The following is a 24,214-nucleotide window of genomic DNA, read 5'->3' on the forward strand; positions in this document are numbered from 1 at the left end:
GGGAATAAACGATGACAGCGCAGTGGGTGATGTATGGGATTAAAAATTGCGACACGATTAAAAAAGCCCGCAACTTTTTGACCGCTGCCGGTATCGACTATCGTTTTCACGATTACCGCGTGGACGGCATTGATGCGGCCTTACTGCAGTCGTTCATCGATCAGCTGGGTTACGAGGCGCTGCTCAATACGCGCGGCACCACCTGGCGTAAGCTGCCGGAGGCGGAACGCGCCGCGATCAATGATGCCGCCAGCGCCGCCGCGCTGATGCTGGCACAGCCGGCCATGATCAAACGCCCGGTGCTGTCTGCGCCAGACGGCGAGCTGCGCGTTGGTTTCAGTGATTCCCTTTATCAGGCGTTTATTCAGGAGAAGTCATAACATGTTCTGTCCGGTTATTGAGCTGGCTCAGCAGCTTATTCGTCGCCCGTCTCTCAGCCCGGATGATGCCGGTTGTCAGGCCATGTTAATTGCCCGGCTGGAAGCCATCGGCTTTCACATTGAACCCATGCCCTTTGGCGACACGCTTAATTTCTGGGCGACGCGCGGCCAGGGCGAAACGCTGGCGTTTGCCGGGCATACCGATGTGGTGCCGCCAGGCGATGCCAGCCGCTGGATCAGCCCGCCTTTTGAGCCCTCGATCCGTGACGGCATGCTGTTCGGACGGGGTGCCGCAGATATGAAAGGATCGCTGGCGGCAATGGTCGTCGCCGCCGAGCGCTTTGTTGCCGCGCATCCGCAGCACAAAGGCCGTCTGGCTTTTCTGATTACCTCGGATGAAGAAGCCAGCGCGGTAAACGGCACGGTCAAAGTGGTGGAGCGCCTGATGGCGCGTAACGAACGCGTCGATTACTGCCTGGTGGGTGAACCTTCCAGTACAGAAGTCGTGGGGGATGTGGTTAAAAACGGCCGTCGCGGCTCCATGACCGCTAACCTGACGCTGCACGGCGTGCAGGGACACGTCGCCTATCCGCATCTGGCGGATAATCCGGTGCACCGCGCCATGCCGGCGCTGAATGAGCTGGTGGCGACCGAGTGGGATCAGGGCAACGCCTTTTTCCCGCCGACCAGCATGCAGATAGCAAACGTGCAGGCGGGCACCGGCAGCAATAACGTCATTCCCGGCGAATTTTTCGTGCAGTTCAACTTCCGCTTCAGCACGGAACTCACCGATCAGATGATCAAAGATCGCGTTACCGCGCTGCTTGATCGCCATCAGCTGCGCTACACGCTGGAGTGGAATGTGTCCGGGCAGCCGTTCCTGACGTCACGCGGCAAACTGGTGGATGCCGTGGTGAACGCCGTCGCGCACTATAATGAGATCAGGCCACAGCTGTTAACTACCGGCGGTACCTCAGACGGTCGCTTTATTGCGCGGATGGGCACGCAGGTGGTGGAACTGGGTCCGGTGAACGCCACCATTCATAAAATCAATGAGTGTGTTAAAGCATCGGATTTACAGCTGCTCAGCCGCATGTATCAACGCATTATGGAACAGCTGATCGCCTGATCGCCTATTGAAGGAGAAACACATGGAATGGGTCAAAGAGTACTGGTGGGTCATTGTGATCCTGCTGATGGTGGGCGTACTGATGAACGTCTATAAAGATCTGAAGCGCATCGACCATAAAAAGTATATGGACAACAAACCCGACCTGCCGCCGCACCGCGATTTCAATGATAAATGGGATGACGACGACAACTGGCCGAAAAAGAAATAATCTTCGCCTGACCGTGCTTCATGAGCGGGCCGCCCCGACGGGCGCCCGCTGCGGTTGCCGGGCACGTACCGCGCCCGCGCCGCCGCGCAATCACAGCATCATTACCACATCATCGTCACCCGGACGGGCACCGCTCAGCGCCTCATCAAAATAGCGACGCGGCACGGTAAAGCGCAGATGATTGAGCGCCAGCTGCATACCGCGATCGTCAATCGCGTGCGGCAGGTCGTCAACAATATCCAGCGTGACATCGCCGCCCAGCGCCGTTAAGCGCTGCAGCGCCTGTTCCGCATGCTGCAGCGGCACCTGATCGTCATAATCTCCGTGAATCAGATGGATGGTATTACGCGTGGTAGCGCGCTCCGGCAGCGTGGCATAGCGGCCGCTGAAGGCCACCACGCGGCCAGCCAGTTCCGGCTGCGCCTTCACCCCTTCCAGCACCATCAGGCCACCCTGCGAAAATCCTACCAGCGCCGTGGCTTCCGGACGCACGCCGGTTTGCTGCTGCCAGTGCTGCACCGACTCCACAAACGCCGGCATCACCGCGTCCACGCTCTGCTGCTCGGAGCGATCATGCGCTGGCCTCGCGGCAAACCACTGCCGGCCCTGCGGCGCGCTGCCTGGATAGGGCGCGCCCACCGACACCACCTGCGCTTCCGGGAAAGCCTGCGCGAACCAGCTGCCGATCTGCGCCATGGAGTCCGGGTTATCATTGACGCCGTGATACAGCAGAAACAGCTGCGCGGCGTGCGTGGGTTGCTGAACAATTACATAACGTAGTGCCATACATTCCTCCTTACTTCACTATACGCCGCTGAACTGAGAGTGATATTGGGAAAATTTGAACGAGATAATGGATTTATTGCAATGAACTGAGCCGCTGCTGCCACGCTGCCGCTGCGCTGGCATCCAGCTGTAACAGCCCGGCAGCCGCCTCCGCCCGCAGCTGCTGCACCAGCGCTTTGCGACCGCTCAACCCGGCCTGCTGTGCGACCTCACTCAGCGCTTGTTTTTGCACAAGCAGGGCATCAAGCAGCGGTAATCTAATCTTCTGCAACAGCCGCTGCAGCGCCGGATAGCTGGCTTCCAGCGGCCGCTGCGCCCACGCGAAGCCGGCCAGCAGTGCCCAGTCGTCCGCATCCGGCGCGGCGGGTGCGCCACAGGAGAACGTCAGCGGCAGATCGATTAGCGGCTGCAGCCAGGGCCAGTCCTGGGCCAGACGCCGGGTTGCGCACTGCTGCAGGCGCATACCCGCCGCCGTCAGCGGCAGCATGGCCATTGCCGCGTAGCAGCCGCTGCTGGCCTCACGCTGAGTGCCGATGCGCACCAGATGAAAGCCGCAGGCGCGCCAGAAGTGCCAGAGCGGCGCGGTATAACCAAAGCTGACCGAAAGGTAATCACAACCTTCTGCCTGCTGACGCGCTGCGGCCACCAGCGCACTGCCGAGGCCGCGCTGTCGCCGGGAAGCCGCCACGGCAATACGGCTGATACGCTGCGAACGCAGCATGGCCGCTTCGGCAAAGCCGGCGTGGGCCGCCAGCGACTGCGCCACCAGATTGCCGCGCGGTCGGCGCACGCCGGCCCATACCGCCTGGGCTAAGGTTGCGTCCAGGCCGCCCTCCTCCACCAGCCACAGCGCCCCCGTCACTGCGGCGTCTTCCGTCGCCAGCCAGCAGCGCATACCGGGCGCATCCAGCAGCCGGCGTAAATCCAGCGGCGAAGTACGATAGTGGGCGCTTGCCAGCAGACGATAGCCTGCCAGCAGTGCGCTGCGGTGATGCGCAGCCGTGGCGGGAAACAAACTGACTGCCGCCGTGCTGACAGGCTCTGCTGCATCCTCAAACTGCAGCGCCTGGCTCAGCCACGTCTCCAGCGGATCGCCGGCCGCCCAGCGCAGCGGCTCATCAAGCCGGAAGTGGCGCACCGCCGGCAGGCTGGCGCAGAAGCGCAGCATAAAGCCGCGGCCGGTGCCTTCATAACCCTGTACCGTGGTGGTCAGCAGCACGCGGGGAAAACGCTGCACCAGCTGCTGCAGCAGCGGTGCAGGGATAGCGGCGGCTTCATCGACAATCAGCCAGTCGGCGTCAGGGGTTTGCGCCTCAGCGAGAATGGCGTCGGGCGCCATAAAGTGGAAATGCTCGCCGGCAAAGGTGGCCAGCACGCCGGTGGCGACTTTGGCCGGCGCCGTCACCAGTGCCCGCTGGCTGTGGCGCGCCAGCATGCCCGCCAGCGCCGATTTCCCCCGTCCGCGCGGTGCGGTGATGACCGCAACACCAGAGGTCATCGCGCACAGCTGCTGCAGGATGGCTGCCTGCTGCTGCGGGGCGCGGCACTGCCACGGCGGTAAATCCGTGCAGGCGCTGATGCGCGGCGGCTGGTGCTGACACAGCAGGGCGACGCGGCTGTCTTCTGTCATTTGCTGCTGCAGATAACGGACAAAATGCGGCGTAGCAATCGGCTGCGCCACATCGGCCCAGCGTAGCGTATCGCGATCGCGCTGCATCGGCCACGCTGCCCACGGCGGCGTCAGCAGCAGCAGCCAGCTGCCCGCCTGCAGCGTGCCGGCCAGCGCGGCAAATGCCTCGGCGTGGAAACCGTCATGTGCGTCAAAAATAGCATGGCGGAATTCCCGCCCGAGTAAGGTGCGCAGCGCGGCGGGGGCGACGCGCTGCGGGAAGCTGGCGCTTTCGCTCAGCGTCAGCCAGTCACCCGGCAGCGCAGCCTGCCACCCGGCGGCCTGCTGCAGCGTCCAGTCTGGATCGCCGGCCATCACGCACAGACGGCGAATGCCGCTGCGCTGCATCGCCGCCGTGAGGTCGGCCAGCACCGTCAGCTGCCTGCAAACGTGTTGCACTGGCCCGGATTGCCGCTATCAAACCCGCGTTTAAACCAGGTGTAGCGCTGCTGCGACGTGCCGTGCGTAAAGCTGTCCGGCACCACGCGGCCCTGGCTCTGCTGCTGCAGACGATCGTCGCCGATGGCTTCGGCTGCGTTTAGCGCTTCCTGTAAATCACCGGTTTCCAGGATGTTCTGCTGCTGCATGTAGTGTCCCCACACGCCGGCAAAGCAGTCGGCCTGCAGTTCCATCTTCACGGAGAGCTGGTTTACCTGGGTCTGGGTTGCGCCCTGCTGCATTTCGCGCACTTTCGGCTCAATGCCCAGCAGCTTTTGCACGTGATGCCCGACTTCATGCGCAATGACATAGCCCTGCGCGAAATCGCCGCCCGCGCCGAGTTTGTTTTTCATGTCATCGTAGAAAGAGAGATCGATGTACACCGTCTGATCTGCCGGACAGTAAAACGGCCCCATCGCCGACTGACCGGTACCGCAGTGGGTGCGCGTGGCGCCGCGATACATCACCAGTTTCGGCGGCGCGTACTGTTTACCCATCTGCTGGAACAGCTTGCCCCACGTGTCTTCAGTGGTCGCCAGGATCACCGACGTGAATTTAGCCGCTTCGTTATCCTGGGTGGAATTGACCTGACGCTGTTGCGATACCGGCGCACCGCCCTGCAGCAGCGCCGTCAGGTCATAGCCGTAGTACCCTGCTACCGCGACCACAATCAGCAGGATGATGCCGCCTTTGCCGCGCGGCAGACGAATCTGACGTCCGCCGGAACCGAATCCGGATGATTCACCACGACGGTCTTCCACATTGTCGCTTTCACGACGCCCTTGCCAGCGCATGCCCTGCTCCTGTTTTCGATAAAGTCTGGCATGATTTTAGTTGGCGGCACCGCTAAGCACCAGCGTTGCGGCATGGCGCAGCGGGACAGGCGGTGCTTCAGCAACGCAGCAGCAGGAAAAATGCGCGGCAGCGCAGGGCAGCGGAAGGCAGAAAAGCGTGTGCCGGGGCGCGGAGGGAAAGGAGCACCGGCGGCACGCCGGTGCAGAAGCGCATCAGTCGAGCTTAACGCCCAGGCGGTGAGCCACTTCTTCGTAGGCTTCAATCAGGCCGCCAAGGCTCTGACGGAAACGGTCTTTGTCCATTTTGTCCATGGTCTCTTTGTCCCACAGACGCGCGCCGTCTGGTGAGAACTCATCGCCCAGCGTCACTTCGCCTTTGAACAGGCCAAACTCCAGCTTGAAGTCCACCAGGATCAGACCGGCGTCATCGAACAGCTTGCTCAGCACCTCGTTGGCTTTGAAAGTCAGCTCCTGCATGCGCGCCAGATTGGCTTTGCTCACCCAGCCAAAGGTTTCGCAGTAGGACTCGTTTACCATCGGGTCATGTTTCGCGTCATCTTTCAGGAAAAGATCAAACAGCGGTGGATTCAGCAGCATGCCCTCTTCCACACCCAGACGTTTTACCAGCGAGCCTGCCGCGCGGTTACGGATGACACACTCAACCGGCACCATCTCCAGCTTTTTCACCAGCGCTTCGTTATCGGACAGCAGCGCTTCCATCTGCGTAGGAATGCCCGCTTCCTGCAGTTTGGTCATGATGAAATGGTTGAATTTGTTATTGACCATACCTTTGCGATCAAACTGCTCGATTCGTGCACCGTCTCCTGCTGACGTATCGTTGCGGAATTCAAGTACCAGCAGATCCGGATTGTCGGTGCTGTATACGGTTTTCGCTTTACCGCGATACAACTCAGCTCGCTTTTGCATCTTGTTAACTCCAAACATGAAAGAACCCGTGTTCAGCGGTGTTTCACCGCGCGATGACTGCCTGACGCAATCGTTTACCTCGCCGGGCGCTATTATGCCAAAATCAAAACAAAAAGGCCGGAGAATCTCCGGCCTTTATGCATTTATTTGTTCAGTGCGCCCTGCATCACTGCCACCAGCGCATCGTTTTGCGCCTGCGTCAGCACATGGCCTTTCGGGTCAATGAACTGCAAACTGCTGCGGTTGTCGAGATCGCCCACCTGCAGTTTGTAGTCGCCGTTTGGCAGTTCCGGATCTTTGGCGCCAATGGCGTCAAACGCGCTGCTGCCTGGCTGCTTGTAGGTCACTTTCAGGCTGCCCTGCGAGCGGTTGTCATCGTTGATCTCCATGCCCACACGCTTCAGTGCCGCCGGCAGACGCTGCCAGGTCACGTTGAACGGTGAACGCAGAATCAGCAATGGCAGGCCGGTATCGTCCGCGCCACTCTGCACATCAATCTGGCCGGTAGTACGGCCCGCTGCCGCGTCCTGGCTTGCCGTGTCAATTTTATCCAGACCGGTGCTGATATCGTTCAGCATCTGGCCGGTGTAACGCTGCACCTGCGCCGGTGAGGTCACGGTCTCGCCCTGCTGCTGCAGCTCCAGCAGACGGACAGTCAGAATCTGCTGATAGCCCTGATTCTGCACGCTGATCTGATAACGCCCGCGATACTGATTATCTTCGTCGGCCCGGTTCCACTGCACCCAGTCGGTGGTCAGCTGCTGCGCCGCGTCGTTACGCTGCGCAATCGGGAACTTGTACGACTGCACCACGTTAACGACCTGCGACCAGATTGAGCCGCGGTTGCTTTCCATCGCCAGCACGCCGGTGTTCCCGGTGAACTGAGCACGCGTGCCGTTCAGCAGCGCCAGCGGCTGCGCCGGTGGACGGATATCCAGCGCCTTGCCCAGCGCGCCTTTAGCCACGTTATGCGGCACATCGTAGTCGCCATTCTGCAGCGGCAGTACCACGCCGGCCGGCGCTTTCAAATCGTGCAGTTCAGGTGCCTGCAGGTAGGATTCATCTCCGCTGACCTGACGTTTATAACGCTGATCGCTGGAACAGGCGGTGAGCAGCATCAGGGCAGACAGACCTGCCACCGTGGCCAGCGCCGAGCGCTTTACTGAATAACTCATTACTTCTCCCTAAATTATCGCAGACCCGCTTTGATCAGTGCCTGCGCGGTTTTCGCCTGACCGGCTTCGGTCAGCGGCGTCATCGGCAAGCGCAGCGTGTCATCCGCGATTAATCCTAGCTGTTTTGCGGCCCATTTCACCGGGATAGGATTCGGTTCACAGAAAAGCGTCTGGTGCAGGTGCATCAGACGCTGATTCAGGCGACGCGCCTCGGCGAAGTTGCCCGCTTTAGCCAGCGCACAAAGTTCTGCCATTTCACGTGCTGCCACGTTGGCTGTCACAGAGATGACGCCTTTGCTGCCCAGCTGCATGGCGTCCAGTGCGGTCGCGTCATCGCCGCTGACAATAATGAACGCATCACCAGCCAGCTGTTGGATCTGTGAAATCCGCGATAAGTTCCCGGTGGCTTCTTTGATTCCGATAATATTTTTAATTTCAGCCAAGCGGGCAACGGTTTCTGGCAGCATGTCGCAGCCGGTGCGTGACGGGACGTTGTACAGCATCTGCGGCAGGTCAGTGCTCTCTGCGATCGCTTTAAAGTGCTGGTACAGGCCTTCCTGCGTCGGGCGGTTATAGTAAGGCGTAACGGTAAGGCAGCCGACCACGCCGGTGCCGGTGAAGCGTTTTGTCAGAGAGATACCTTCGGCGGTTGCATTGGCACCGGTTCCGGCAATCACCGGAATGCGGCCATCGGCCAGCTCGAGGGTTTGCATCACCACATCACCATGCTCTTCATGGCTGAGAGTCGCGGATTCGCCGGTGGTGCCAACAGAAACAATCGCCGCTGTGCCGCTGGCGACATGATAATCAATCAGTTTTTTCAGACTTGCGCGGCAGACATCACCTTTTTCATTCAAAGGCGTAATGAGCGCAACAATACTTCCGGTGAACATGGGCTATCCCCTCGACAAACAAGTGCCTCATGTTACGTTTTACCCCGAAAGAAAAGCAAGCGAGCCACGCCATAACCGCGCTTGTCAGCAGTTTTTTTTATGTTTACCTTATGGTTATTAGCGAACGTACAGGAAGAGTCATTTTGCCGCAGTCACAGCCGCACCATCTGGTGATCACCGCGTTAGGCGTTGATCGTCCGGGTATCGTCAATACCATTACCCGCCACGTCAGCAGCTGCGGTTGCAATATAGAAGACAGCCGTCTGGCCATGCTCGGTGATGAGTTCACCTTTATTATGCTGCTCTCCGGCAGCTGGAACGCCATCACCCTGATTGAATCGACGCTTCCGATGAAAGGCGCCGAGCTGGAACTGCTGATTGTCATGAAGCGGACCAACGCGCGCGCCACCCCGCCGATGCCGGCCACCGTGCGTGTCCAGGTCGAGGTGCCGGATTCACCGCATATCATCGAACGCTTCACCGATCTGTTCGACAAACATCAGATGAATATCGCCGAGCTGGTGTCGCGCATTCAGCCAGCCCAGGATAATGCGCCACCGGTGCTCTATATTCAGATGACGGCGCACAGTCCGGCCAGCCGGGCCAGCGCACCGATTGAGCAGGCCTTCAATCAGCTGTGTGAAGAACTGCATGCACAAGGCTCAATTCACCTCTATAGTGTCACCGACGCTGCCGACAGCGCCGTGTAAATCAGGCTCCGGGTTATTTCGCCACACACTCTGCCCTGCGGCATACCGTGTAGTGAAATACCCCAGAGGTAAACCTCCGGCGCTGCGCCGGGCGTCTTACCCACAGCATGAAGAAAAAATGGAGAGTTGTGATGAATCCACTGAAAGCCGGTGATACCGCACCGAAATTTAGCTTGCCCGATCAGGATGGCGAACAAGTAAATTTGGCCGACTTCCAGGGACAGCGCGTTCTGGTCTATTTCTACCCGAAAGCCATGACGCCAGGCTGCACCACGCAGGCCTGCGGCCTGCGCGACAACATGGACGAGTTGAAAAAAGCGGGCGTGGAAGTGCTGGGCATCAGCACCGACAAGCCAGAAAAACTGTCCCGCTTTGTCGAAAAAGAGTTACTCAACTTCACCCTGCTGTCTGATGAGGATCATCAGGTTTGCGAACAGTTTGGTGTCTGGGGCGAGAAAACCTTCATGGGCAAGACCTATGATGGCATTCACCGCATCAGCTTCCTGATTGGCAGCGACGGCAAAGTCGAGAAAGTGTTCGACGATTTCAAAACCGCCAACCACCATGACATTGTGCTGGATTACCTGAAGTCGGCCTGATCGGCCGCTTTTCCGGCTTGCATCCTTTCAGCACGTCTTTCCTGCAGGGCGGCCCGGCCGGGCCGCCTGTGAACCTCAGCGCGTAATGCTGCTGACCAGCGCATCCTGACCGGCAATCATCACGCAGTTACGCCCGGCGTTCTTCGCCTGATACAGCGCCGCATCGGCCTGCTTCAGGCTGCGATCCTGATCGCCCTGCCCCGGTGCCCAGTGGGCGATGCCGGCGGATAACGTGATGCGCCCGACCGGATCGATCCAGCTCTCTGCAATGCTGGTGCGCACCCGCTCAGCAATCACGCGCGCCTCTTCCGTTGGCGTGGCGGGCAGCAGCATTAAAAACTCTTCGCCACCGTTGCGGCACACCACGTCGGTCTGCCGCGCACTGAGACGCAGCGTGTGCGCCACCTGCCTGATAACCTCGTCACCGACATCATGACCGAAGTTGTCATTGACCTGTTTAAAGTGGTCAATATCCAGCGCCAGTACGGTAAACGGCTGCTGCATGGTGTCAAAGTAGTCGAGCACCGCGCTCAGCCCGCGGCGGTTCAGCAGACCGGTCATCGGATCGCTCTGCACCTCAGATTTCAGCCGGCCAATTTTATCCTGCACCACGCCGATGCCGGTCAGCAGCGCGCGCTTGACCTGCGCCGCCTCGAAGTACCAGGCGCGGATGCCGCCGATTTCACCGGAGACCGCCTGCGAATCCATCTCGCTGGCCCGGCGCGCCAGCTGCCAAAGCGGTAACGCGATCAGCCGCGCCAGAATCACCGCCACCAGCAGCGTCAGCAGGGCAAAAGGCACCGAGTTTTTCAGCACCTTCAGCAGCAGGCCGGAGAGCGGCGCCAGCGTGACGTCGGTGGGCTTCAGCGCCACCACCATCCAGCCGGTGGTCGGCACAATGGCATAGCCGGCCAGCTTTTGCGTTCCCTCTTCATTCAGCTGCACTTCACCGTTGATGTTTTCCTCGCGCTCGCGGTCGCTGACAATCGCCGGCACGCTTTTACCAATCAGCTGGCTGTTCTGGTGATACAGCACCTGGTTATTGCGGTCGAGCACAAACACGTGCGTTCCGTCACGGTAATACTGTTCGCCCAGCAGCGCGTTAAGAATACTTTTCTTTTTCAAATAGATGGTACCGCCCACGTAGCCGAGATAACGCCCTTCATTGCTCCAGACAGGCCAGGAGACAAAGATGATCAGGTTATTGGCGGCTGAAACCGTGGGTTTACTGACCAGCGGCTGGCGCAACGCCAGCGCCTCGCGGGAAGCCTGGCTGGTGAGCTGCATGCCTTTCAGCATCAGCGATTCCGGCGAGATAGCCTTTACGATGCCATTGGCATCCACCACCGCCACCGAGTTAAAACTGCTGGTCTGTTCGCGCAGGCGGTTGACCTCCTGCTGCGCCAGCGTCTCATCATCAAAATTTTTGCCCAGCTGATTGGCGCTGTAATGCAGCTGCGACTGGGCCAGCTGAAAGAAGACTTCGGTGGTAGAGGCCAGTTTGGTGGCATAGGCACGATTGGCGGCAAGCGTGCTTTCGATCAGGACCATACGCTGCACGCGCCAGGTGGCGTAAAGCGTATTGGCCAGCGTAATGACAATGCTGGTGATTGCTAACAGCGCAATCAATGTCCGCAGGTCGGTTTTGGGCCGGATGCGTCTTAACATGACGCTGGCGCCCGGGGGAGTAAATTCATCATTTGCGTGCCTGACACTGTTTTTATAATGGGATCGACTTATCCTGGTGAGGGAACGGACAAGTGTACACCGCTAAAACAAATTCAGCACGAATCATCCTGTCAGACACGCGAAGTTTATGCATTACCGCTGGCGCTAATCAATCAGCCCGCCGGCATCGTAAAATGGCCAGGGCCCGGGATGCTCGCCAATGGCACACAGGTGCGTGGTCATGCCCTGACGCGGATGCCAGCGATGCAGCAGAAAGCCTGGCGGCTCCAGCACAAAATGGGCCGGACCGTTTTCACTGAGGTCAAACGCCACCTGATGCGAGACCCCTGGCGCCACGCAGGCCAGCGTGCCGGCAAAGCGCGCCTGCACTGAGCGGTGCAGATGTCCGCTCAGCACCCGCTCCACCTGCGGGTGACGATGCAGTACCGCCGCCAGCGCGTCGGGATTGCGCAGCGGCTGCTGATCCATATGCCCGATACCGCTGAGAAACGGCGGATGATGCAGCATCACCAGCGTGGGCAACTGCGGCTCCCGCTGCAGCTGCTGGTCCAGCCACTGCAGCTGATCCTCATCGACAAAGCCCCACGGCTGCTGCGGCACGCTGGAGTCCAGCGCCAGCAGCTGCACATCGTTCACACGCTGTTGCCAGTGCAGCGTCTCGCCGCCCTGCAGATAAAGGTGATCGGGAAACGCCGCACGCAACTGCTGACGGTCATCATGATTGCCGGGCATCAGCAGCCAGGGTAACCGGAGCGCCTGCAGCGTCTGGCGCAGCGTCTGGTAGGCTTCCGCCGTACCGAAATCAACCAGATCGCCGGTGATCACCACGGCGTGCGGGCGCGGCACCAGCCGGTTCAGCGTCTCAATCACTCGCTGCAGCGCCGCGCGGGTATCCACTTTTTTATACGATAAACGACCAGCGGCCTTGATGTGTAAATCACTGATTTGCGCAATCAACGTCAGGGTATGAGACACACAGCACTCCTCAGGAAGCAGAAAAATGGAGCGCGGCATCCTGTGCCAGCGCCCAGCTGACCGGTTGCCCGGCATGCCAGGTTTCGCGCGCATGGCGGTCCACCTGAATCGGGGTGGCGAGACCGATGTCGATCATCAGCCGCTGCGTGGCGCCGAGGAAGGTGCTGCCCAGAATAAAGCCCGGGTGCGGATAGTGACCCTCGCTCGCCAGCAGCACATCCTCCGGGCGGCAAAAGCGCTGCGGCGTGCCCCGGGCATCAACCGCGACGCAGTTAATCGCGCCAACAAAATCCGCCACGAATTTTGAGGCCGGCTGCCGGTAGATGTTTTGCGGTGTATCCAGCTGGACCAGCCGGCCCTGTTCCATCACCGCGATCCGATCGCCCAGCGCCATCGCTTCCTGCTGATCGTGCGTGACATACACGGCGGTAATCGCCAGCGTCTTCAGCAGTGCGCCAATCTCCAGCCGCAACCGATCGCGCAGGCGCGCATCCAGCGCGGCCAGGGGTTCATCGAACAGCAGCACTTTGGGCTGTGCGGCCAGCGCGCGCGCCAGCGCCACGCGCTGCTTCTGGCCACCGGACAGTCTGGCGATACTGCGCTGCGCCAGGGCGCTGAGATCCACCCGTTCCAGCATCGCCTTCACGCGCGCGTCACGTTCGGCGCGCGCCACGCCCTGCACTTTCAGGCCATAGGCGACGTTGTCTGCCACCGTAAGATGCGGAAACAGCGCATAGTTCTGAAACACCATCCCCACGTTGCGTTTCTCAATCGGCAGCGCGGTCACATTGCGATCGTCAAACCACACTTCTCCCCCGGCATCGCAGCGCTCCAGTCCGCTGATGATGCGCAGCGTGGTGGTTTTGCCGCAGCCGGACGGGCCCAGCAGCACCAGGGTTTCGCCGGGATGGACGGTTAAATCGAGCGGATGCAGGGCCACCTGCTGACTGAAATGCCGCGCACAGCCGCGCAGCGAAACCGTAACGGCTGCAGCGTTCATGCTGCCTCCTTTTCTGAGCGCAGCATGGCGCGGTTAAGCCAGTGATTCACCGCGTTCAGCATCAGCAGCAGCGGCAGAATCAGCAAAATGAAGATCAGGGTATACGCCGAGCCAATTTCAAGACGCATGGAGGCATAGCTGTCCGCCAGTCCAACCGGCAGCGTTTTTGTCAGCGGCGTGTGCAGCATCCAGGTAATATTGAATTCCCCTACCGACAGCGTGACCACCATAAAGGCCCCGGCCAGAATGCCATTGCGGCAGTTGGGCACCACCACAGTGAAAAAACGCTGCCACGGGCTGGCGCCCAGGCTGGCCGCGGCCTCTTCCAGCCGCGGCATCTCCACGGCCTGCATCACCGCCAGCACCGGCCGCAGCATAAAAGGCAGGGTAAACAGGACATGGCCAATCAGGATAAACAGCCAGCTGTCACGCAAAGCGGAAAACTGTCCGTACAGCAGAATGATGCCAAGTGCGGTCGCCAGCCCCGGCAGCGCGACCGGCAGCATCAGGCACTCTTCAATGCGCGCCGCCCAGCGTCCGGGCGCTTTCAGCAGGCCCCAGGCGGCGGGAACGCCGGTCACCAGCGTGACCAGCAGGCAACACAGCGCAATCAGCAGTGACAGCCAGAACGTCCCGGCATACATCTGCCAGACCTGCGCTACCCACTGCAGCGTCAGGCCGCTGCGCACACCGGTAAAATAGTTTTGGGTGACACCGGCCAGCATCGACATCACCACCGGCACAATCATAAACAGTGCTGTCAGTGCGGTCACCAGTAACTGCAGGCTGAACAATCCGCGTCGCTTCATGCCGCCTCCCGGTATGCCAGAGCGCGAGCCAGCATCAGCGCCAGCCATGCCACGCCGCCCATCACCACGGAGAGCGCCGCCGCCGTGGCAAAATTGGCATAGTTGGTAAATTCGCCGTAGATGGTCAGCGGCAGCACCGCCAGGTCGGTGCCGAGGGTAAAGGCAGTACCAAAGGCCCCCATGCTGGTGGCAAAACAGAGCGCACCGGTTGAGAGCAGTGCTGGCTGCAGCCCAGGCACAATCACATCCCAGGTGATGCGCCACTGGCTGGCCCCCAGCGAGCGCGCCGCCTCTTCCAGCGAACGGTCGAGTTTTTCACTCGCCACCACCAGCGTGACAATCGCACGCGGCAGAGAGAAGTAAAGGTAGCCAATAAACAGGCCACTGAGCGAATAGGCCAGCGTCCAGCGTTCGTGCAACACGCTCAGGCTGAACTGTGCCAGCAGCCCCTGCCGTCCCGCCAGCATCACCACCAGAAACCCTACCACCACACCGGGAAACGCCAGCGGAAAGGTCAGCAGCGCCAGCAGAACGCCGCGCCCGGCAAAGCGCTGCCGGGCGAGAAAACAGCCTACCACCGCCGCGATCAGCAGGGTGCAGAGCGTCACAGCCAGCGAGAGCAGCACGGTATTCAGCAGGCTGAGCAGGTAGTGAGGTTGTGTCACCACCGTCCAGTAACCGCTGTGCTGCGTGCTGCGATCGTTTTGCAGGCCAATTTGCAGCAGACGGGCAAACGGCAGCAGCCAGAAGGCGCAGAAGAACAGCAGCGCAGGCAGCGTGAGCCACAGCCATCGCCCCTGCGGTAGCCGGCGCGCCTGGCGCTGCGCGACCGCCAGCGTGGTGGTCATGACCATCAGTGCATCTCACTCAGATAGCGGGCAGAGAACCCTTTTTGCGCAGCGGCCATCTGCTGATAATCCACGGTCTGCGCCCGCGCATAGTCACTGTCCGGCAGAAAATGTTGCTTCGCTTCTGCAGACATCGCCGATGTGCGCACCGGGCGCAGGAAAGCATTCGCCCAGATGGCCTGCCCTTTGTCTGACAGCACATAGTCAATCACTTTTTTACCGCTGGCTTCATGCGGCGCGTGTTTCACCAGGCTGATCACATACGGCACCGTCACCGTTCCCTCTTTCGGGATCACAAAAGCGACGTTGGCATGATCTTTATATCGGGCACGGTAGGCGTTGAAGTCATAGTCGAGCAGAATCGGGATCTCACCTGAAAGCACGCGCGCATAGGCCGTTTGTTTGGGAACCACCGGCTGGTTGGCCTGCAGCTTTTTAAACCAGCTGAGTGCGGGCGTGAAGTCCTGCATATTACCGCCTTTGGCCTGATTCACCGCCACCGCCGCCACATAGCCTGCAAAAGCGCTGGCCGGATCCAGATACCCGATCAGCCCTTTGTACTCCGGCTTCAGCAGGTCATCCCACGATTGCGGCACCGGCACACCGCCCAGCGCGTCGACATTCACCATGAAACCCAGCGTACCGGAGTGCAGCGCCACCCATTTTCCGTCAGGATCTTTCATGGCGGCCGGAATCTGCGCCCAGTTTGCTGGCCTGTAGCCCGTGACGACACCAGCCTGTTCCGCCTGAATGCCAAAACTGACGCCGTAATACACCACGTCAGCCACCGGATTGCCCTGTTCCGCCACCAGCTGCGCCAGCGCCTGGCCGGAGTTTTTGTTGTCCTGCGGCACGCGGATGCCGGTGTCTCTGGCAATGGCATTCAGCTGGTTGCCCCAGTCGGCCCACTCCGGCGGGCAGTTATAGCAGATGGCGGTATTATCCGCCGCCTGCGCCAGCAGACTCCACAGTGAACCGGCCGTCAGCACGAACGCACCGGCAACGATCTTGATTTTTTTACGCAGTTTCATGAGGGTTTCCTGGTGTGGCAATAAAAGCGGGGGCTGCAATACTCGCGCCGTTCCGCAACTGATGAGGCAGCACGCGGAGGCCGCGGCTGACAGGGTGTAACAGCATCTCTATCGCGTGATGACCAAGCTCGCCGGCGGGTTGTGCCACGCTGGCCAGCGAGGGCGCCAGCCGGGTGCCTATATCAATGCCATCAAATCCCATGATCGAAAGCTGCTGCGGCACCGCTACGCCAGCGCGCGCCGCATCGCCCATCAGGCTGATGGCCAGCAAATCATTGGTACAAATCACCGCGGTTAACGGCGTCGCGCCTTGCAGCAGCGGAGCCAGCCGGTCAAAACACGCCGCCGTATGGCTGGCCATTTCAATCACCGGCAGCGGCGGGGTAGCCGCCTGCTGCAGGGCATCGCAGTAGCCCTGATAGCGCAGGCGCGCACGGTCGGATTGCAGCATAGGGCCGGCGACCATCGCGATCTGCCGGTGCCCCAATGTCAGCAGCTGCTGCGTGGCTTCACGCATCGCCGCACGGTTATCCACGCAGACGGCAGGCCAGGATGCCTGCTGCGGCACATTATGCGCCAGCACGAAGGGCAGCGCGGCCTCCTCCAGCGTCGGCAGCACTGCGCTGTTATCCGCATCCGCCACGGTCAGCACCAGGCCAGCCACGCGCTGACGCAGCATGTGCTCAACGATGGCCGCTTCGCGCTCCGGCTGGTAATCGCTGGTGGCCACCAGCAGGCCATAGCCGGCATCGCGTGCCCGGCGCTCCATAGCCTGCAGCTGAAGAGAGAAAACCGGGTTGAGCAGCGAAGGCAACAGCACACCAAACGTGGTGGAGTGTTGGGTACGTAACTGACGGGCAATGTGATTAGGGCGAAAGCCGAGCTGTGCCGAAGCCGCCAGGACTTTTTCCAGCGTATCCGGACGTAGCAGTTGCGGATCGGAGAAAGCCCGGGCGGCGGTAGCGCGTGAAACGCCCGCCAGCTTTGCTACCGTCAGTAAATCAGACATTTTCGCCTCGTTAAGTACCAGTGAGATCGATCTCATTGGCGCTTAAACTAGCGGCGAACTGTGACAACCACATCGCGAAAACATGACGGGGAAGTGACAGCAGCAGAGGCTGCTGTCAGCGGAATTACAGCATCAGGAAGGCGTACCCTTCATTCTGCAGCGAGGCCACGGTGGTGCCGCTGGAAATGGTGTGGGTGACGCGGGTGTCAATCCAGTCACGCTCCAGCTGGTGAAACGCCACCGACTGATCGCAGATGGTGACTTTAACGCCGGCTTTTTTCAACTCGTCGATCAGCTTCAGATTCGGGTTATCGCTGCCGTACGCCTTGCGGAACTGGTCATTGTTCAACGCCGCCGGTACCGCATCACTGTTAATGGACACCACGAAATTAAGCTGATTGAGCGGCACGCCCGCCGCGTAGTAAAGGTTGGTCACGCGCGCCACGCGCTCCAGCCCGAGGTTAGGCTGATGAATATCGCCTTCGCTACGGTTGATCTGGAAGACGATCTTATTGCTCAACCCAGGCGTATTCGCCGGGTTATAGTCCGGCGTATTGACGAAATGGATCTTGCCGTAGCCCGCGATTGCCGGGGTGCTCCAGAAATCTGCCGGTTCGGTTTTCTTCTCTGCAAATTTATCGCTGATTTTATCTGCCAGTTCCGGCAGCTGCAGCACGTTACCCCCTACGAAGCCCGCCAGTGCAGCGATAACGATATAGGATGCTGGACGCATTTCTCTTCTCCTTAGCCAAAAACTCGATTACATCTGTAAAAGGGCGTAGCCCTGATTTTCCAGCGTCGACACGGTGGTCGGGCTGGATAACGCGTGGATAACGGACCGATCAATCCAGCCGTTGGGATAGTGATGGAACGCCACCGACTGATCGCAGACCGAGACTTTCACGCCCAGCTTGTTCAGCGCGCCGATCAGCGGCAGGTTGGGATTATCCACCCCATAGAACTGTTTGAAATGGGCATTATCCAGCGTGGCGGGCGTGGCATCACCGGTCATGGAAACCACAAAGTGCAGCTGGTCAGCCGGTACGCCGGAAGCGATATACAGATTCACCACGCGTGCAACGCGCTCCAGGCCAAGATTCGGGCGCTTAATATCCCCTTCATTCCTGGTCAGCTGGAAAACCACCTTATTGCTTAATCCCGCAGCCGGTTTAAAGGCGACGTTTTCTTCATAATGAATCTTGCCGTATCCCTCGACCGCAGGCGTGGTCCAGAACCCTTCCGGGTCGGCGGGTTCCGATGAAAAATGGCTGACCACGCGCTGATAAATATCATCACTTTTCATGACGGCGGCACCCACCACCCCACCCACGATGGCGATCAGGGTGTACGAAACAACAGAACGCATAACAATTCTCCGGCGAATACTGCGCGTTAATTCACAGTCCGTTTGAATAAAGTGCACTATCTATACCACAGCCCGGCGCTGGCAAAACGCGCCGGCTGGCGCGCGCGCAGGCCTTTCCGCTGGAAAAACGCGGCGGCGTCCAGCGTATCGAAAAACAAATTTAATGAAGCGCTGGCAGGCAGTGAATTAATCGCTGGTCGCAAAAAAACGGGCGCTGGCAACCACAGGAAGCACGAAATAAACGGCGTGATAATCAGCTGGTCAGGTTGTGATTGCCGGCGTGTCTCCTGATAGCTCACTCTTTCCGGCAAAAATAGCGACCAGCGGTTTTTATAATGCCGTTCGCCGGCAGGTCATTGACGATTGAGAATGCTTATGCTGACGTCCGCTTTTCAGGTGGATCGGGTGGCCTTTTTTCAGAGTAAACCTGGAAAAATTCATGCCAGGTTCAATTATTTTGAGCAACTTTACGAATCTTTAATTTCAGAGCCGGCTAAAGCAGCGTCCCTGCGCGTTTGGCCGTTCAGTTTTTTGCGGCAACTTCTGTCCCTTTCCGGCAAATTAATCGAATGAGTGCCCTTTCACGCCGCAGGCAACAACGGTTTGCATGCGCGCCGCGGCTGGTTAAGATAGAGCCGCGCTGCGAAAGCCACAGCGTGGCAGAACATTTGCACTGCTTGTCTGTCCAACGACAGGTCACCTTTACAGGATCAAGGCATGTTTAACCGGTTGAAAAAAACAGTGCTGGCGGCCGTTCTTCCTGCGCTGCTGTTCACGCCTGCACTCAGCGCGCACGCCGATCTGAGCGATAATCTGCCCGATATGGGCACCACGGCAGGCTCGACGCTGTCGATTAATCAGGAGCTGCAGATTGGTGATTTCTATGTGCGCCAGCTGCGCGCCAGCGCGCCGCTCATCAACGATCCGCTGATGAATCAGTACATTAATGCGCTGGGGCAGCGTCTGGTTGCGCATGCCAACTCGGTGCGTACGCCGTTCCACTTCTTCCTTATCCAGAATGACGAACTCAACGCCTTTGCCTTTTTTGGTGGCAACGTGGTGCTGCATGCTTCGCTGTTCCGCTATACCGATAATGAAAGCCAGCTGGCTTCGGTGATGGCACACGAAATTTCACACGTGACGCAGCGCCATCTGGCGCGCGCCATGGAAGAACAGAAGCGCAGCGCCCCGCTTACCTGGGTGGGCGCGCTGGGTTCCATTCTGCTGGCGCTGGCCAGCCCGCAGGCGGGCATGGCGGCGCTGACCGGCACGCTGGCCGGCACGCAGCAGGGTATCATCAGCTTTACTCAGGGGAATGAGCAGGAAGCGGACCGCATTGGCATTCAGGTGCTGCAGCGCGCCGGGTTTGATCCGCAGGCGATGCCGGCCTTCCTGCAAAAGCTGGCGGACCAGAGCCGCTTCTCCTCAAAGCCGCCGGAGATTCTGCTGACGCACCCGCTGCCGGACAGCCGTCTGGCCGACGCGCGCAACCGCGCCAATCAGATGCGACCGGTGGTGGTGCAGTCGTCGCAGGACTTTTACATGGCAAAAGTGCGCGTGCTGGGCATGTACGCCACCGGTCGCAATCAGCTGACGGATGACCTGCTGAATGAGTATGCCAAAGGCAACACGCGCGAACAGCAGGCGGCGCAGTACGGCAAAGCGGTGCAGTTTCTGCAGGCCAAAGATTTCGCCAGCGCAAAACGGATTATCACGCCACTGCTGGCAAAGCAGCCAGAGAATCCGTGGTTTCTTGATATCATGACCGATATCGATATTGGCCTGAATCAGCCTCAGCAGGCGATTGCTTTACTCAGCGCGGCGAAAGGCAGCAGCAGCGATCCGGTCCTGCAGCTCAACCTGGCCAACGCCTACGTCGAGGCGAAACAGCCAGCCAGCGCCAGCCGGATCCTTAACCGCTACACCTTTGCACACCCGGATGATGTCAACGCGTGGGATTTGCTGGCGCAGGCTTCTGCGGCGCAGGGGCTGCGCGATGAGGAGCTTTCGGCACGCGCTGAAAGCCTGGCGCTGAACGGACAGCTGGATCAGGCCATTACCACACTCAGCAGCGCCAGCGCCCAGGTGCCGCTTGGTAGCCTGAAACAGGCACGCTACGACGCGCGCATCGACCAGTTCCGCGAGCTGCAGCGTCGCTTTAAGCAGTATCAGAAAGGCTGATGGCCTGCCTTCACCCCTAACCAAACACAATGGACAACGCGTATGGTCTGCATTTATCACAATCCACGCTGCAGCAAGAGCCGCGAAACGCTGGCGCTGCTACAGCAGCAGGGGATCACACCCGAGGTGATACGCTATCTGGAAACACCGCCGGATGTGCCGACGCTGAAGCGTCTGTTACAGCTGCTGGGCATGCAGAGTGCGCGAGAGCTGATGCGGCAGAAAGAGGAGCCCTATCAGCAGCTGGCGCTGAACCGCACCGATCTGACAGAAGAGCAGCTGCTGCAGGCGCTGGCGGATTATCCGCAGTTGATCGAGCGGCCGATCGTGGTCAGCGGTGAGCGCGCGCGCATTGGCCGCCCGCCGGAAGCGGTGCTGGCGATCCTTTAAAGGCCCAGCGCCTCTTTTACAAAGGGAATGGTGAGTTTGCGCTGCGCGCTGATGGAGGCGCGATCGAGCCGATCCAGCGTGTCAAACAGCGTACGCATTTCACGGTCGAGGCGTTTCAGCAGAAAGCGCCCGACATCCTCCGGCAGCTCAAAACCGCGCAGGCCGGCGCGCAGCTGCATCGCCTGCAGCTTGTCCTCATCAGAGAGTGGCTGTAAGCGATAGATCTGCCCCCAGTCAAGGCGCGAAGCCAGATCCGGCAGCCCCAGGTTAAGCTGGCGCGGCGGACGATCGCCGGTGATCAGCAAACGGGTTTTGCCGATTTCCAGAATGCGGTTGTAGAGATCGAAAATCGCCATTTCCCATTCGGCGTCACCGGCAATGCATTCAATATTGTCGATGCAGACCAGCGCCAGATGCTCCATGCCTTCCAGCACGTCCGGCACAAACCACGTGCGCTTATCCAGCGGAACGTAGCCGACAGCCTCACCGCGCGCCGACATTTCGGCGCAGGCAGCATGCAGCAGATGGCTGCGCCCGCCGCCCTCACGCGACCAGAAATAGAGATAGCTGCCGTGTTGCTGCGCCAGAGCGCCCTGCAGGGCCGCCAGCAGAGACGGATTTTCCCCCGGCCAGAAACTGGCGAAGGTTTCATCATCGGGTAGATAGAGTGGCAGTGAAAGCTGTGCCGGCGTGTTCAGAAGTACCTCAGCAGATGAGCGGGCAGAAAACCGGGGCAGTTTACCACGATCCTCTGCCGAGATGAACCGGGCTTCCCTGCCCGCTTCACGCGGTTAACCCTGCGTCCGATCTTCGGCGTCCAGCACCACCTCTTCCGGACGTAACAGGTTGATCACGCGGAAAATCAGCGCCAGCGCGACACCGACAATGGTCGCCAGCGCCATGCCTTTAAGCTCAGCGGCGCCGATGTGCACTTTCGCGCCGCTGACGCCGATGATCAGGATCACCGAGGTGAGGATCAGATTCTGCGCTTTGTTGTAATCAACTTTGGATTCAATCAGCACGCGAATACCGGATGCGCCGATCACCCCATACAGCAGCAGCGATACGCCGCCCATCACCGGTACCGGGATCGCCTGAATCGCTGCCGCCAGTTTGCCCACGCAGGAGAGCAGAATGGCAAAGATGGCCGCTCCGCCGATCACCCAGGTGCTGTAGACGCGGGTGATCGCCATGACGCCGATATTTTCGCCGTAGGTGGTATTGGGCGTGGAGCCAAAGAAACCGGAGATCATCGTCGAGAGGCCATTGGCAAACATCGAACGGTGCAGGCCGGGATCGCGAATCAGATCTTTCTTCACGATATTCGCGGTGACCACCAGGTGCCCGACGTGTTCGGCAATCACCACCAGCGCGGCAGGCAGAATGGTCAGCATTGCCGCCCACTCAAAGCGCGGCGTGTAGAACGTCGGCAGCGCGAACCACGGCGCGTCTGCCACCGGCTGCCAGTTCACTATCCCCAGCGCCGAGGAGAGCGCATAGCCCACCAGCACGCCAATCAGAATCGGGATAATGGCGAGAAAACCGCGAAACAGCACAGAACCCATTACCGTGACCGCCAGCGTCACCAGCGAAATCAGAATGGTTTTGCTGTCCGGTGTACTGCCTTCCGCCGGCAGCAGGCCAGCCATGTTGGCCGCCACGCCCGCCAGCTCCAGTCCGATCACCGCCACAATGGCGCCCATCGCCGCTGGCGGGAACATCACGTCAAGCCAGCCGGTGCCCGCCTTTTTCACAATCAGCGCCACGATGCAGAACAGCACGCCACACAGAATAAAGCCGCCCAGCGCCATCTCATATCCCAGCGGCAGCAGCAACAGCACCGGTGAAATAAAGGCAAAGCTTGATCCGAGGTACGCCGGGATTTTGCCTTTACAGATGAACAGATACAGCAAAGTGCCAACGCCGTTGAACAGCAGCACGGTCGCCGGATTAATATGGAACAGAATCGGCACCAGCACCGTAGCGCCAAACATGGCGAACAGATGCTGCAGGCTGAGTGGTATGGTTTGCAGGAGTGGCGGTCGCTCGGCGACGCCAATGGCTCTTCGTGTCATCATTTATCCCCTTCCCTTCGTGCTTCGGGTTAGCGCGGCGCTGACCCAAATGCCCCGGGACGATTGGTTGGTTTTTTGCCAAAAAAAAGCCGACTCTCTGGCCGGCTGTTCAAACAGTATTTTTCACATAGCGCCGAGGCTGCCTTTACGGGCAGGCCGGGCGTAACGGGCGCAGGCAGTGTGCTCACGGCCAGGGCGAAACCGGAACGTACGGCGGTACGTAAGGGTTTCGGGCACCGCCCGCGAACAAAGTGACAAGCCACAGAGCCCGGCGCGGTCATTACTTGGTACCGAAGATCTTATCGCCCGCGTCGCCGAGTCCGGGAATGATGTATCCCTTTTCGTTCAGACCCTGGTCGATAGAGGCGGTGTACAGCTCAACATCCGGGTGCGCTTTCTCCAGCGCCGCGATGCCTTCCGGCGCCGCCACCAGCACCAGCACTTTAATGCTGCTGCAGCCGGCTTTTTTCAGCAAATCAATGGTGGCTATCATCGAGCCGCCCGTCGCCAGCATCGGATCCACCACCAGTGCCATACGCTCTTCAATGTTGGAAACCAGCTTCTGGAAATAGGGCACCGGCTCCAGCGTTTCTTCATCACGGTAGACGCCCACCACGCTGATACGCGCGCTGGGTACGTGCTCCAGCACGCCTTCCATCATGCCCAGGCCGGCACGCAGAATCGGTACCACGGTGATTTTTTTACCTTTGATTTGATCAACGTCAACCGGGCCATTCCAGCCTTCGATGGTCACGCGCTCGGTTTCCAGATCGGCCGTGGCTTCATACGTCAGCAGGCTGCCGACTTCCGAAGCCAGCTCGCGGAAGCGTTTGGTGCTGATATCATGCTCACGCATCAGGCCCAGTTTATGTTTGACGAGCGGGTGTCTGACTTCCACGATCTTCATTGATTATTCTCCCGGAATTGAGTTGAGCTAAAAAAAATCGCGGGATTATACCGCCTTTTCGTTGCTGCGCCACCGCTGTTTGGTCAAAGGCCGGGCGCAAAACCGCCTGTGGATAAGGATTGGCGAAAAATCACCGCTGTGCAAAGCCAGCATGAGATGGTGCTCGCAAACGTTTGCCTGCGCTGGTAGAATTGCGGCGCTTAATTTTTGCCACCAATCGCAA

At 59.7% G+C, this 24,214-nt stretch carries 26 protein-coding genes; 8 read left to right on the top strand and 18 right to left on the bottom strand.

All coding sequences use genetic code 11. The features are described from left to right. The first annotated feature begins 11 nt into the window (after positions 1-11). From D8B20_RS12440 to D8B20_RS12450, 3 genes are read left to right on the top strand one after another with little or no spacing between them, the layout of a single operon-like run. Complete coding sequence (locus D8B20_RS12440; protein WP_145889164.1) at positions 12-380, top strand: ArsC family reductase; 369 nt, start codon at positions 12-14, stop codon at positions 378-380. Between the two features lies 1 nt (position 381). Continuing rightward, a complete protein-coding gene (dapE, locus tag D8B20_RS12445) occupies positions 382-1,509 on the top strand; it encodes a succinyl-diaminopimelate desuccinylase (protein ID WP_145889165.1) in 1,128 nt (375 codons plus the stop codon). A 22-nt stretch (positions 1,510-1,531) separates the two neighbouring features. Beyond that, complete coding sequence (locus tag D8B20_RS12450; protein ID WP_145889166.1) at positions 1,532-1,720, top strand: YpfN family protein; 189 nt, start codon at positions 1,532-1,534, stop codon at positions 1,718-1,720. Between the two features lie 90 nt (positions 1,721-1,810). Here D8B20_RS12450 and ypfH read toward each other — a convergent pair whose 3' ends face one another. The 6 genes from ypfH to dapA all read right to left on the bottom strand — a co-directional run bounded on the left by ypfH (position 1,811) and on the right by dapA (position 8,402). Beyond that, on the bottom strand, positions 1,811-2,506 hold the full coding sequence (gene ypfH, locus D8B20_RS12455) for an esterase (RefSeq protein WP_145889167.1): 696 nt from the start codon (positions 2,504-2,506) through the stop codon (positions 1,811-1,813). Positions 2,507-2,579: 73 nt separating this feature from the next. Continuing rightward, complete coding sequence (locus tag D8B20_RS12460) at positions 2,580-4,523, bottom strand: tRNA(Met) cytidine acetyltransferase TmcA (protein ID WP_145890564.1); 1,944 nt, start codon at positions 4,521-4,523, stop codon at positions 2,580-2,582. 26 nt (positions 4,524-4,549) lie between these two features. Then, positions 4,550-5,407 (bottom strand): KPN_02809 family neutral zinc metallopeptidase, encoded by an 858-nt coding sequence (ypfJ, locus tag D8B20_RS12465; protein ID WP_145889168.1) that lies wholly within the window; start codon positions 5,405-5,407, stop codon positions 4,550-4,552. A 213-nt stretch (positions 5,408-5,620) separates the two neighbouring features. Beyond that, complete coding sequence (gene purC / locus D8B20_RS12470) at positions 5,621-6,334, bottom strand: phosphoribosylaminoimidazolesuccinocarboxamide synthase (protein ID WP_145889169.1); 714 nt, start codon at positions 6,332-6,334, stop codon at positions 5,621-5,623. A gap of 143 nt (positions 6,335-6,477) precedes the next feature. Then, the gene (gene bamC, locus D8B20_RS12475; protein ID WP_145889170.1) at positions 6,478-7,509 is read right to left on the bottom strand and encodes an outer membrane protein assembly factor BamC; all 1,032 of its coding nucleotides are present in this window, start codon (positions 7,507-7,509) and stop codon (positions 6,478-6,480) included. A 14-nt stretch (positions 7,510-7,523) separates the two neighbouring features. Continuing rightward, positions 7,524-8,402, bottom strand: coding sequence for a 4-hydroxy-tetrahydrodipicolinate synthase (dapA, locus tag D8B20_RS12480; protein ID WP_145889171.1), 879 nt, complete (start codon positions 8,400-8,402; stop codon positions 7,524-7,526). A 110-nt stretch (positions 8,403-8,512) separates the two neighbouring features. Here dapA and D8B20_RS12485 point away from each other — a divergent pair, with 110 nt between their 5' ends. Continuing rightward, complete coding sequence (locus tag D8B20_RS12485; RefSeq protein ID WP_370664111.1) at positions 8,513-9,112, top strand: glycine cleavage system transcriptional repressor; 600 nt, start codon at positions 8,513-8,515, stop codon at positions 9,110-9,112. 131 nt (positions 9,113-9,243) lie between these two features. Further along, the gene (gene bcp, locus D8B20_RS12490; RefSeq protein ID WP_145889173.1) at positions 9,244-9,711 is read left to right on the top strand and encodes a thioredoxin-dependent thiol peroxidase; all 468 of its coding nucleotides are present in this window, start codon (positions 9,244-9,246) and stop codon (positions 9,709-9,711) included. Positions 9,712-9,786: 75 nt separating this feature from the next. Here bcp and D8B20_RS12495 read toward each other — a convergent pair whose 3' ends face one another. The 9 genes from D8B20_RS12495 to D8B20_RS12535 all read right to left on the bottom strand — a co-directional run bounded on the left by D8B20_RS12495 (position 9,787) and on the right by D8B20_RS12535 (position 18,438). After that, entirely contained in the window at positions 9,787-11,379 is a 1,593-nt protein-coding gene (locus D8B20_RS12495) for a sensor domain-containing diguanylate cyclase (RefSeq protein ID WP_145889174.1), read from the bottom strand. 165 nt (positions 11,380-11,544) lie between these two features. Further along, the gene (locus tag D8B20_RS12500) at positions 11,545-12,375 is read right to left on the bottom strand and encodes a phosphodiesterase (protein WP_145889175.1); all 831 of its coding nucleotides are present in this window, start codon (positions 12,373-12,375) and stop codon (positions 11,545-11,547) included. Between the two features lie 10 nt (positions 12,376-12,385). Then, complete coding sequence (locus D8B20_RS12505; protein ID WP_145889176.1) at positions 12,386-13,375, bottom strand: ABC transporter ATP-binding protein; 990 nt, start codon at positions 13,373-13,375, stop codon at positions 12,386-12,388. Continuing rightward, positions 13,372-14,184, bottom strand: coding sequence for an ABC transporter permease (locus tag D8B20_RS12510; RefSeq protein ID WP_145889177.1), 813 nt, complete (start codon positions 14,182-14,184; stop codon positions 13,372-13,374). Before D8B20_RS12510 ends, D8B20_RS12505 begins: the two co-directional genes overlap by 4 nt. Next, positions 14,181-15,032 (bottom strand): ABC transporter permease, encoded by an 852-nt coding sequence (locus D8B20_RS12515; protein WP_261388095.1) that lies wholly within the window; start codon positions 15,030-15,032, stop codon positions 14,181-14,183. Before D8B20_RS12515 ends, D8B20_RS12510 begins: the two co-directional genes overlap by 4 nt. A 5-nt stretch (positions 15,033-15,037) precedes the next feature. Further along, on the bottom strand, positions 15,038-16,063 hold the full coding sequence (locus D8B20_RS12520) for an ABC transporter substrate-binding protein (RefSeq protein ID WP_145889179.1): 1,026 nt from the start codon (positions 16,061-16,063) through the stop codon (positions 15,038-15,040). Further along, positions 16,050-17,072, bottom strand: a complete 1,023-nt coding sequence (locus tag D8B20_RS12525; RefSeq protein WP_145889180.1) for a substrate-binding domain-containing protein — start codon at positions 17,070-17,072, stop codon at positions 16,050-16,052. Before D8B20_RS12525 ends, D8B20_RS12520 begins: the two co-directional genes overlap by 14 nt. A gap of 124 nt (positions 17,073-17,196) precedes the next feature. After that, the gene (locus D8B20_RS12530) at positions 17,197-17,805 is read right to left on the bottom strand and encodes a DsrE family protein (protein ID WP_145889181.1); all 609 of its coding nucleotides are present in this window, start codon (positions 17,803-17,805) and stop codon (positions 17,197-17,199) included. A gap of 27 nt (positions 17,806-17,832) precedes the next feature. Further along, positions 17,833-18,438: a DsrE family protein gene (locus D8B20_RS12535; RefSeq protein ID WP_145889182.1), complete on the bottom strand. Its 606-nt coding sequence runs from the start codon at positions 18,436-18,438 to the stop codon at positions 17,833-17,835. A 375-nt stretch (positions 18,439-18,813) separates the two neighbouring features. On the opposite strand from D8B20_RS12535, the gene D8B20_RS12540 reads away from it, so the two are divergent. The 3 genes from D8B20_RS12540 to arsC all read left to right on the top strand — a co-directional run bounded on the left by D8B20_RS12540 (position 18,814) and on the right by arsC (position 21,009). Beyond that, complete coding sequence (locus D8B20_RS12540; protein WP_145889183.1) at positions 18,814-19,011, top strand: hypothetical protein; 198 nt, start codon at positions 18,814-18,816, stop codon at positions 19,009-19,011. A 144-nt stretch (positions 19,012-19,155) separates the two neighbouring features. After that, a complete protein-coding gene (gene bepA / locus D8B20_RS12545) occupies positions 19,156-20,619 on the top strand; it encodes a beta-barrel assembly-enhancing protease (RefSeq protein ID WP_145889184.1) in 1,464 nt (487 codons plus the stop codon). 42 nt (positions 20,620-20,661) lie between these two features. Beyond that, positions 20,662-21,009, top strand: coding sequence for an arsenate reductase (glutaredoxin) (arsC, locus tag D8B20_RS12550; RefSeq protein WP_145889185.1), 348 nt, complete (start codon positions 20,662-20,664; stop codon positions 21,007-21,009). Here the strand turns inward: arsC and hda are convergent. The 3 genes from hda to upp form a co-directional block, all read right to left on the bottom strand. Then, a complete protein-coding gene (hda, locus tag D8B20_RS12555) occupies positions 21,006-21,707 on the bottom strand; it encodes a DnaA inactivator Hda (protein WP_222433873.1) in 702 nt (233 codons plus the stop codon). The two genes, arsC and hda, sit on opposite strands and share 4 nt — an antisense overlap. A 93-nt stretch (positions 21,708-21,800) precedes the next feature. After that, entirely contained in the window at positions 21,801-23,084 is a 1,284-nt protein-coding gene (gene uraA, locus D8B20_RS12560; RefSeq protein ID WP_145890565.1) for a uracil permease, read from the bottom strand. A 280-nt stretch (positions 23,085-23,364) separates the two neighbouring features. Further along, positions 23,365-23,991: a uracil phosphoribosyltransferase gene (upp, locus tag D8B20_RS12565; protein ID WP_145889187.1), complete on the bottom strand. Its 627-nt coding sequence runs from the start codon at positions 23,989-23,991 to the stop codon at positions 23,365-23,367. Positions 23,992-24,214: the final 223 nt, after the last annotated feature.

This window comes from Candidatus Pantoea soli (assembly GCF_007833795.1).
Classification (GTDB): domain Bacteria; phylum Pseudomonadota; class Gammaproteobacteria; order Enterobacterales; family Enterobacteriaceae; genus Pantoea; species Pantoea soli.

What these genes read in the sequence shown, in the direction of transcription:
- D8B20_RS12440 (WP_145889164.1), top strand. Translation starts at nt 12, where the DNA reads ATGACAGCGCAGTGGGTGATGTATGGGATTAAAAATTGCGACACGATT.
- dapE (WP_145889165.1), top strand. Translation starts at nt 382, where the DNA reads ATGTTCTGTCCGGTTATTGAGCTGGCTCAGCAGCTTATTCGTCGCCCG.
- D8B20_RS12450 (WP_145889166.1), top strand. Translation starts at nt 1,532, where the DNA reads ATGGAATGGGTCAAAGAGTACTGGTGGGTCATTGTGATCCTGCTGATG.
- ypfH (WP_145889167.1), bottom strand. Translation starts at nt 2,506, where the DNA reads ATGGCACTACGTTATGTAATTGTTCAGCAACCCACGCACGCCGCGCAG.
- D8B20_RS12460 (WP_145890564.1), bottom strand. Translation starts at nt 4,523, where the DNA reads ATGCAGCGCAGCGGCATTCGCCGTCTGTGCGTGATGGCCGGCGATCCA.
- ypfJ (WP_145889168.1), bottom strand. Translation starts at nt 5,407, where the DNA reads ATGCGCTGGCAAGGGCGTCGTGAAAGCGACAATGTGGAAGACCGTCGT.
- purC (WP_145889169.1), bottom strand. Translation starts at nt 6,334, where the DNA reads ATGCAAAAGCGAGCTGAGTTGTATCGCGGTAAAGCGAAAACCGTATAC.
- bamC (WP_145889170.1), bottom strand. Translation starts at nt 7,509, where the DNA reads ATGAGTTATTCAGTAAAGCGCTCGGCGCTGGCCACGGTGGCAGGTCTG.
- dapA (WP_145889171.1), bottom strand. Translation starts at nt 8,402, where the DNA reads ATGTTCACCGGAAGTATTGTTGCGCTCATTACGCCTTTGAATGAAAAA.
- D8B20_RS12485 (WP_370664111.1), top strand. Translation starts at nt 8,513, where the DNA reads ATGGTTATTAGCGAACGTACAGGAAGAGTCATTTTGCCGCAGTCACAG.
- bcp (WP_145889173.1), top strand. Translation starts at nt 9,244, where the DNA reads ATGAATCCACTGAAAGCCGGTGATACCGCACCGAAATTTAGCTTGCCC.
- D8B20_RS12495 (WP_145889174.1), bottom strand. Translation starts at nt 11,379, where the DNA reads ATGTTAAGACGCATCCGGCCCAAAACCGACCTGCGGACATTGATTGCG.
- D8B20_RS12505 (WP_145889176.1), bottom strand. Translation starts at nt 13,375, where the DNA reads ATGAACGCTGCAGCCGTTACGGTTTCGCTGCGCGGCTGTGCGCGGCAT.
- D8B20_RS12510 (WP_145889177.1), bottom strand. Translation starts at nt 14,184, where the DNA reads ATGAAGCGACGCGGATTGTTCAGCCTGCAGTTACTGGTGACCGCACTG.
- D8B20_RS12515 (WP_261388095.1), bottom strand. Translation starts at nt 15,032, where the DNA reads ATGACCACCACGCTGGCGGTCGCGCAGCGCCAGGCGCGCCGGCTACCG.
- D8B20_RS12520 (WP_145889179.1), bottom strand. Translation starts at nt 16,063, where the DNA reads ATGAAACTGCGTAAAAAAATCAAGATCGTTGCCGGTGCGTTCGTGCTG.
- D8B20_RS12525 (WP_145889180.1), bottom strand. Translation starts at nt 17,072, where the DNA reads ATGTCTGATTTACTGACGGTAGCAAAGCTGGCGGGCGTTTCACGCGCT.
- D8B20_RS12530 (WP_145889181.1), bottom strand. Translation starts at nt 17,805, where the DNA reads ATGCGTCCAGCATCCTATATCGTTATCGCTGCACTGGCGGGCTTCGTA.
- D8B20_RS12535 (WP_145889182.1), bottom strand. Translation starts at nt 18,438, where the DNA reads ATGCGTTCTGTTGTTTCGTACACCCTGATCGCCATCGTGGGTGGGGTG.
- D8B20_RS12540 (WP_145889183.1), top strand. Translation starts at nt 18,814, where the DNA reads ATGCTGACGTCCGCTTTTCAGGTGGATCGGGTGGCCTTTTTTCAGAGT.
- bepA (WP_145889184.1), top strand. Translation starts at nt 19,156, where the DNA reads ATGTTTAACCGGTTGAAAAAAACAGTGCTGGCGGCCGTTCTTCCTGCG.
- arsC (WP_145889185.1), top strand. Translation starts at nt 20,662, where the DNA reads ATGGTCTGCATTTATCACAATCCACGCTGCAGCAAGAGCCGCGAAACG.
- uraA (WP_145890565.1), bottom strand. Translation starts at nt 23,084, where the DNA reads ATGACACGAAGAGCCATTGGCGTCGCCGAGCGACCGCCACTCCTGCAA.
- upp (WP_145889187.1), bottom strand. Translation starts at nt 23,991, where the DNA reads ATGAAGATCGTGGAAGTCAGACACCCGCTCGTCAAACATAAACTGGGC.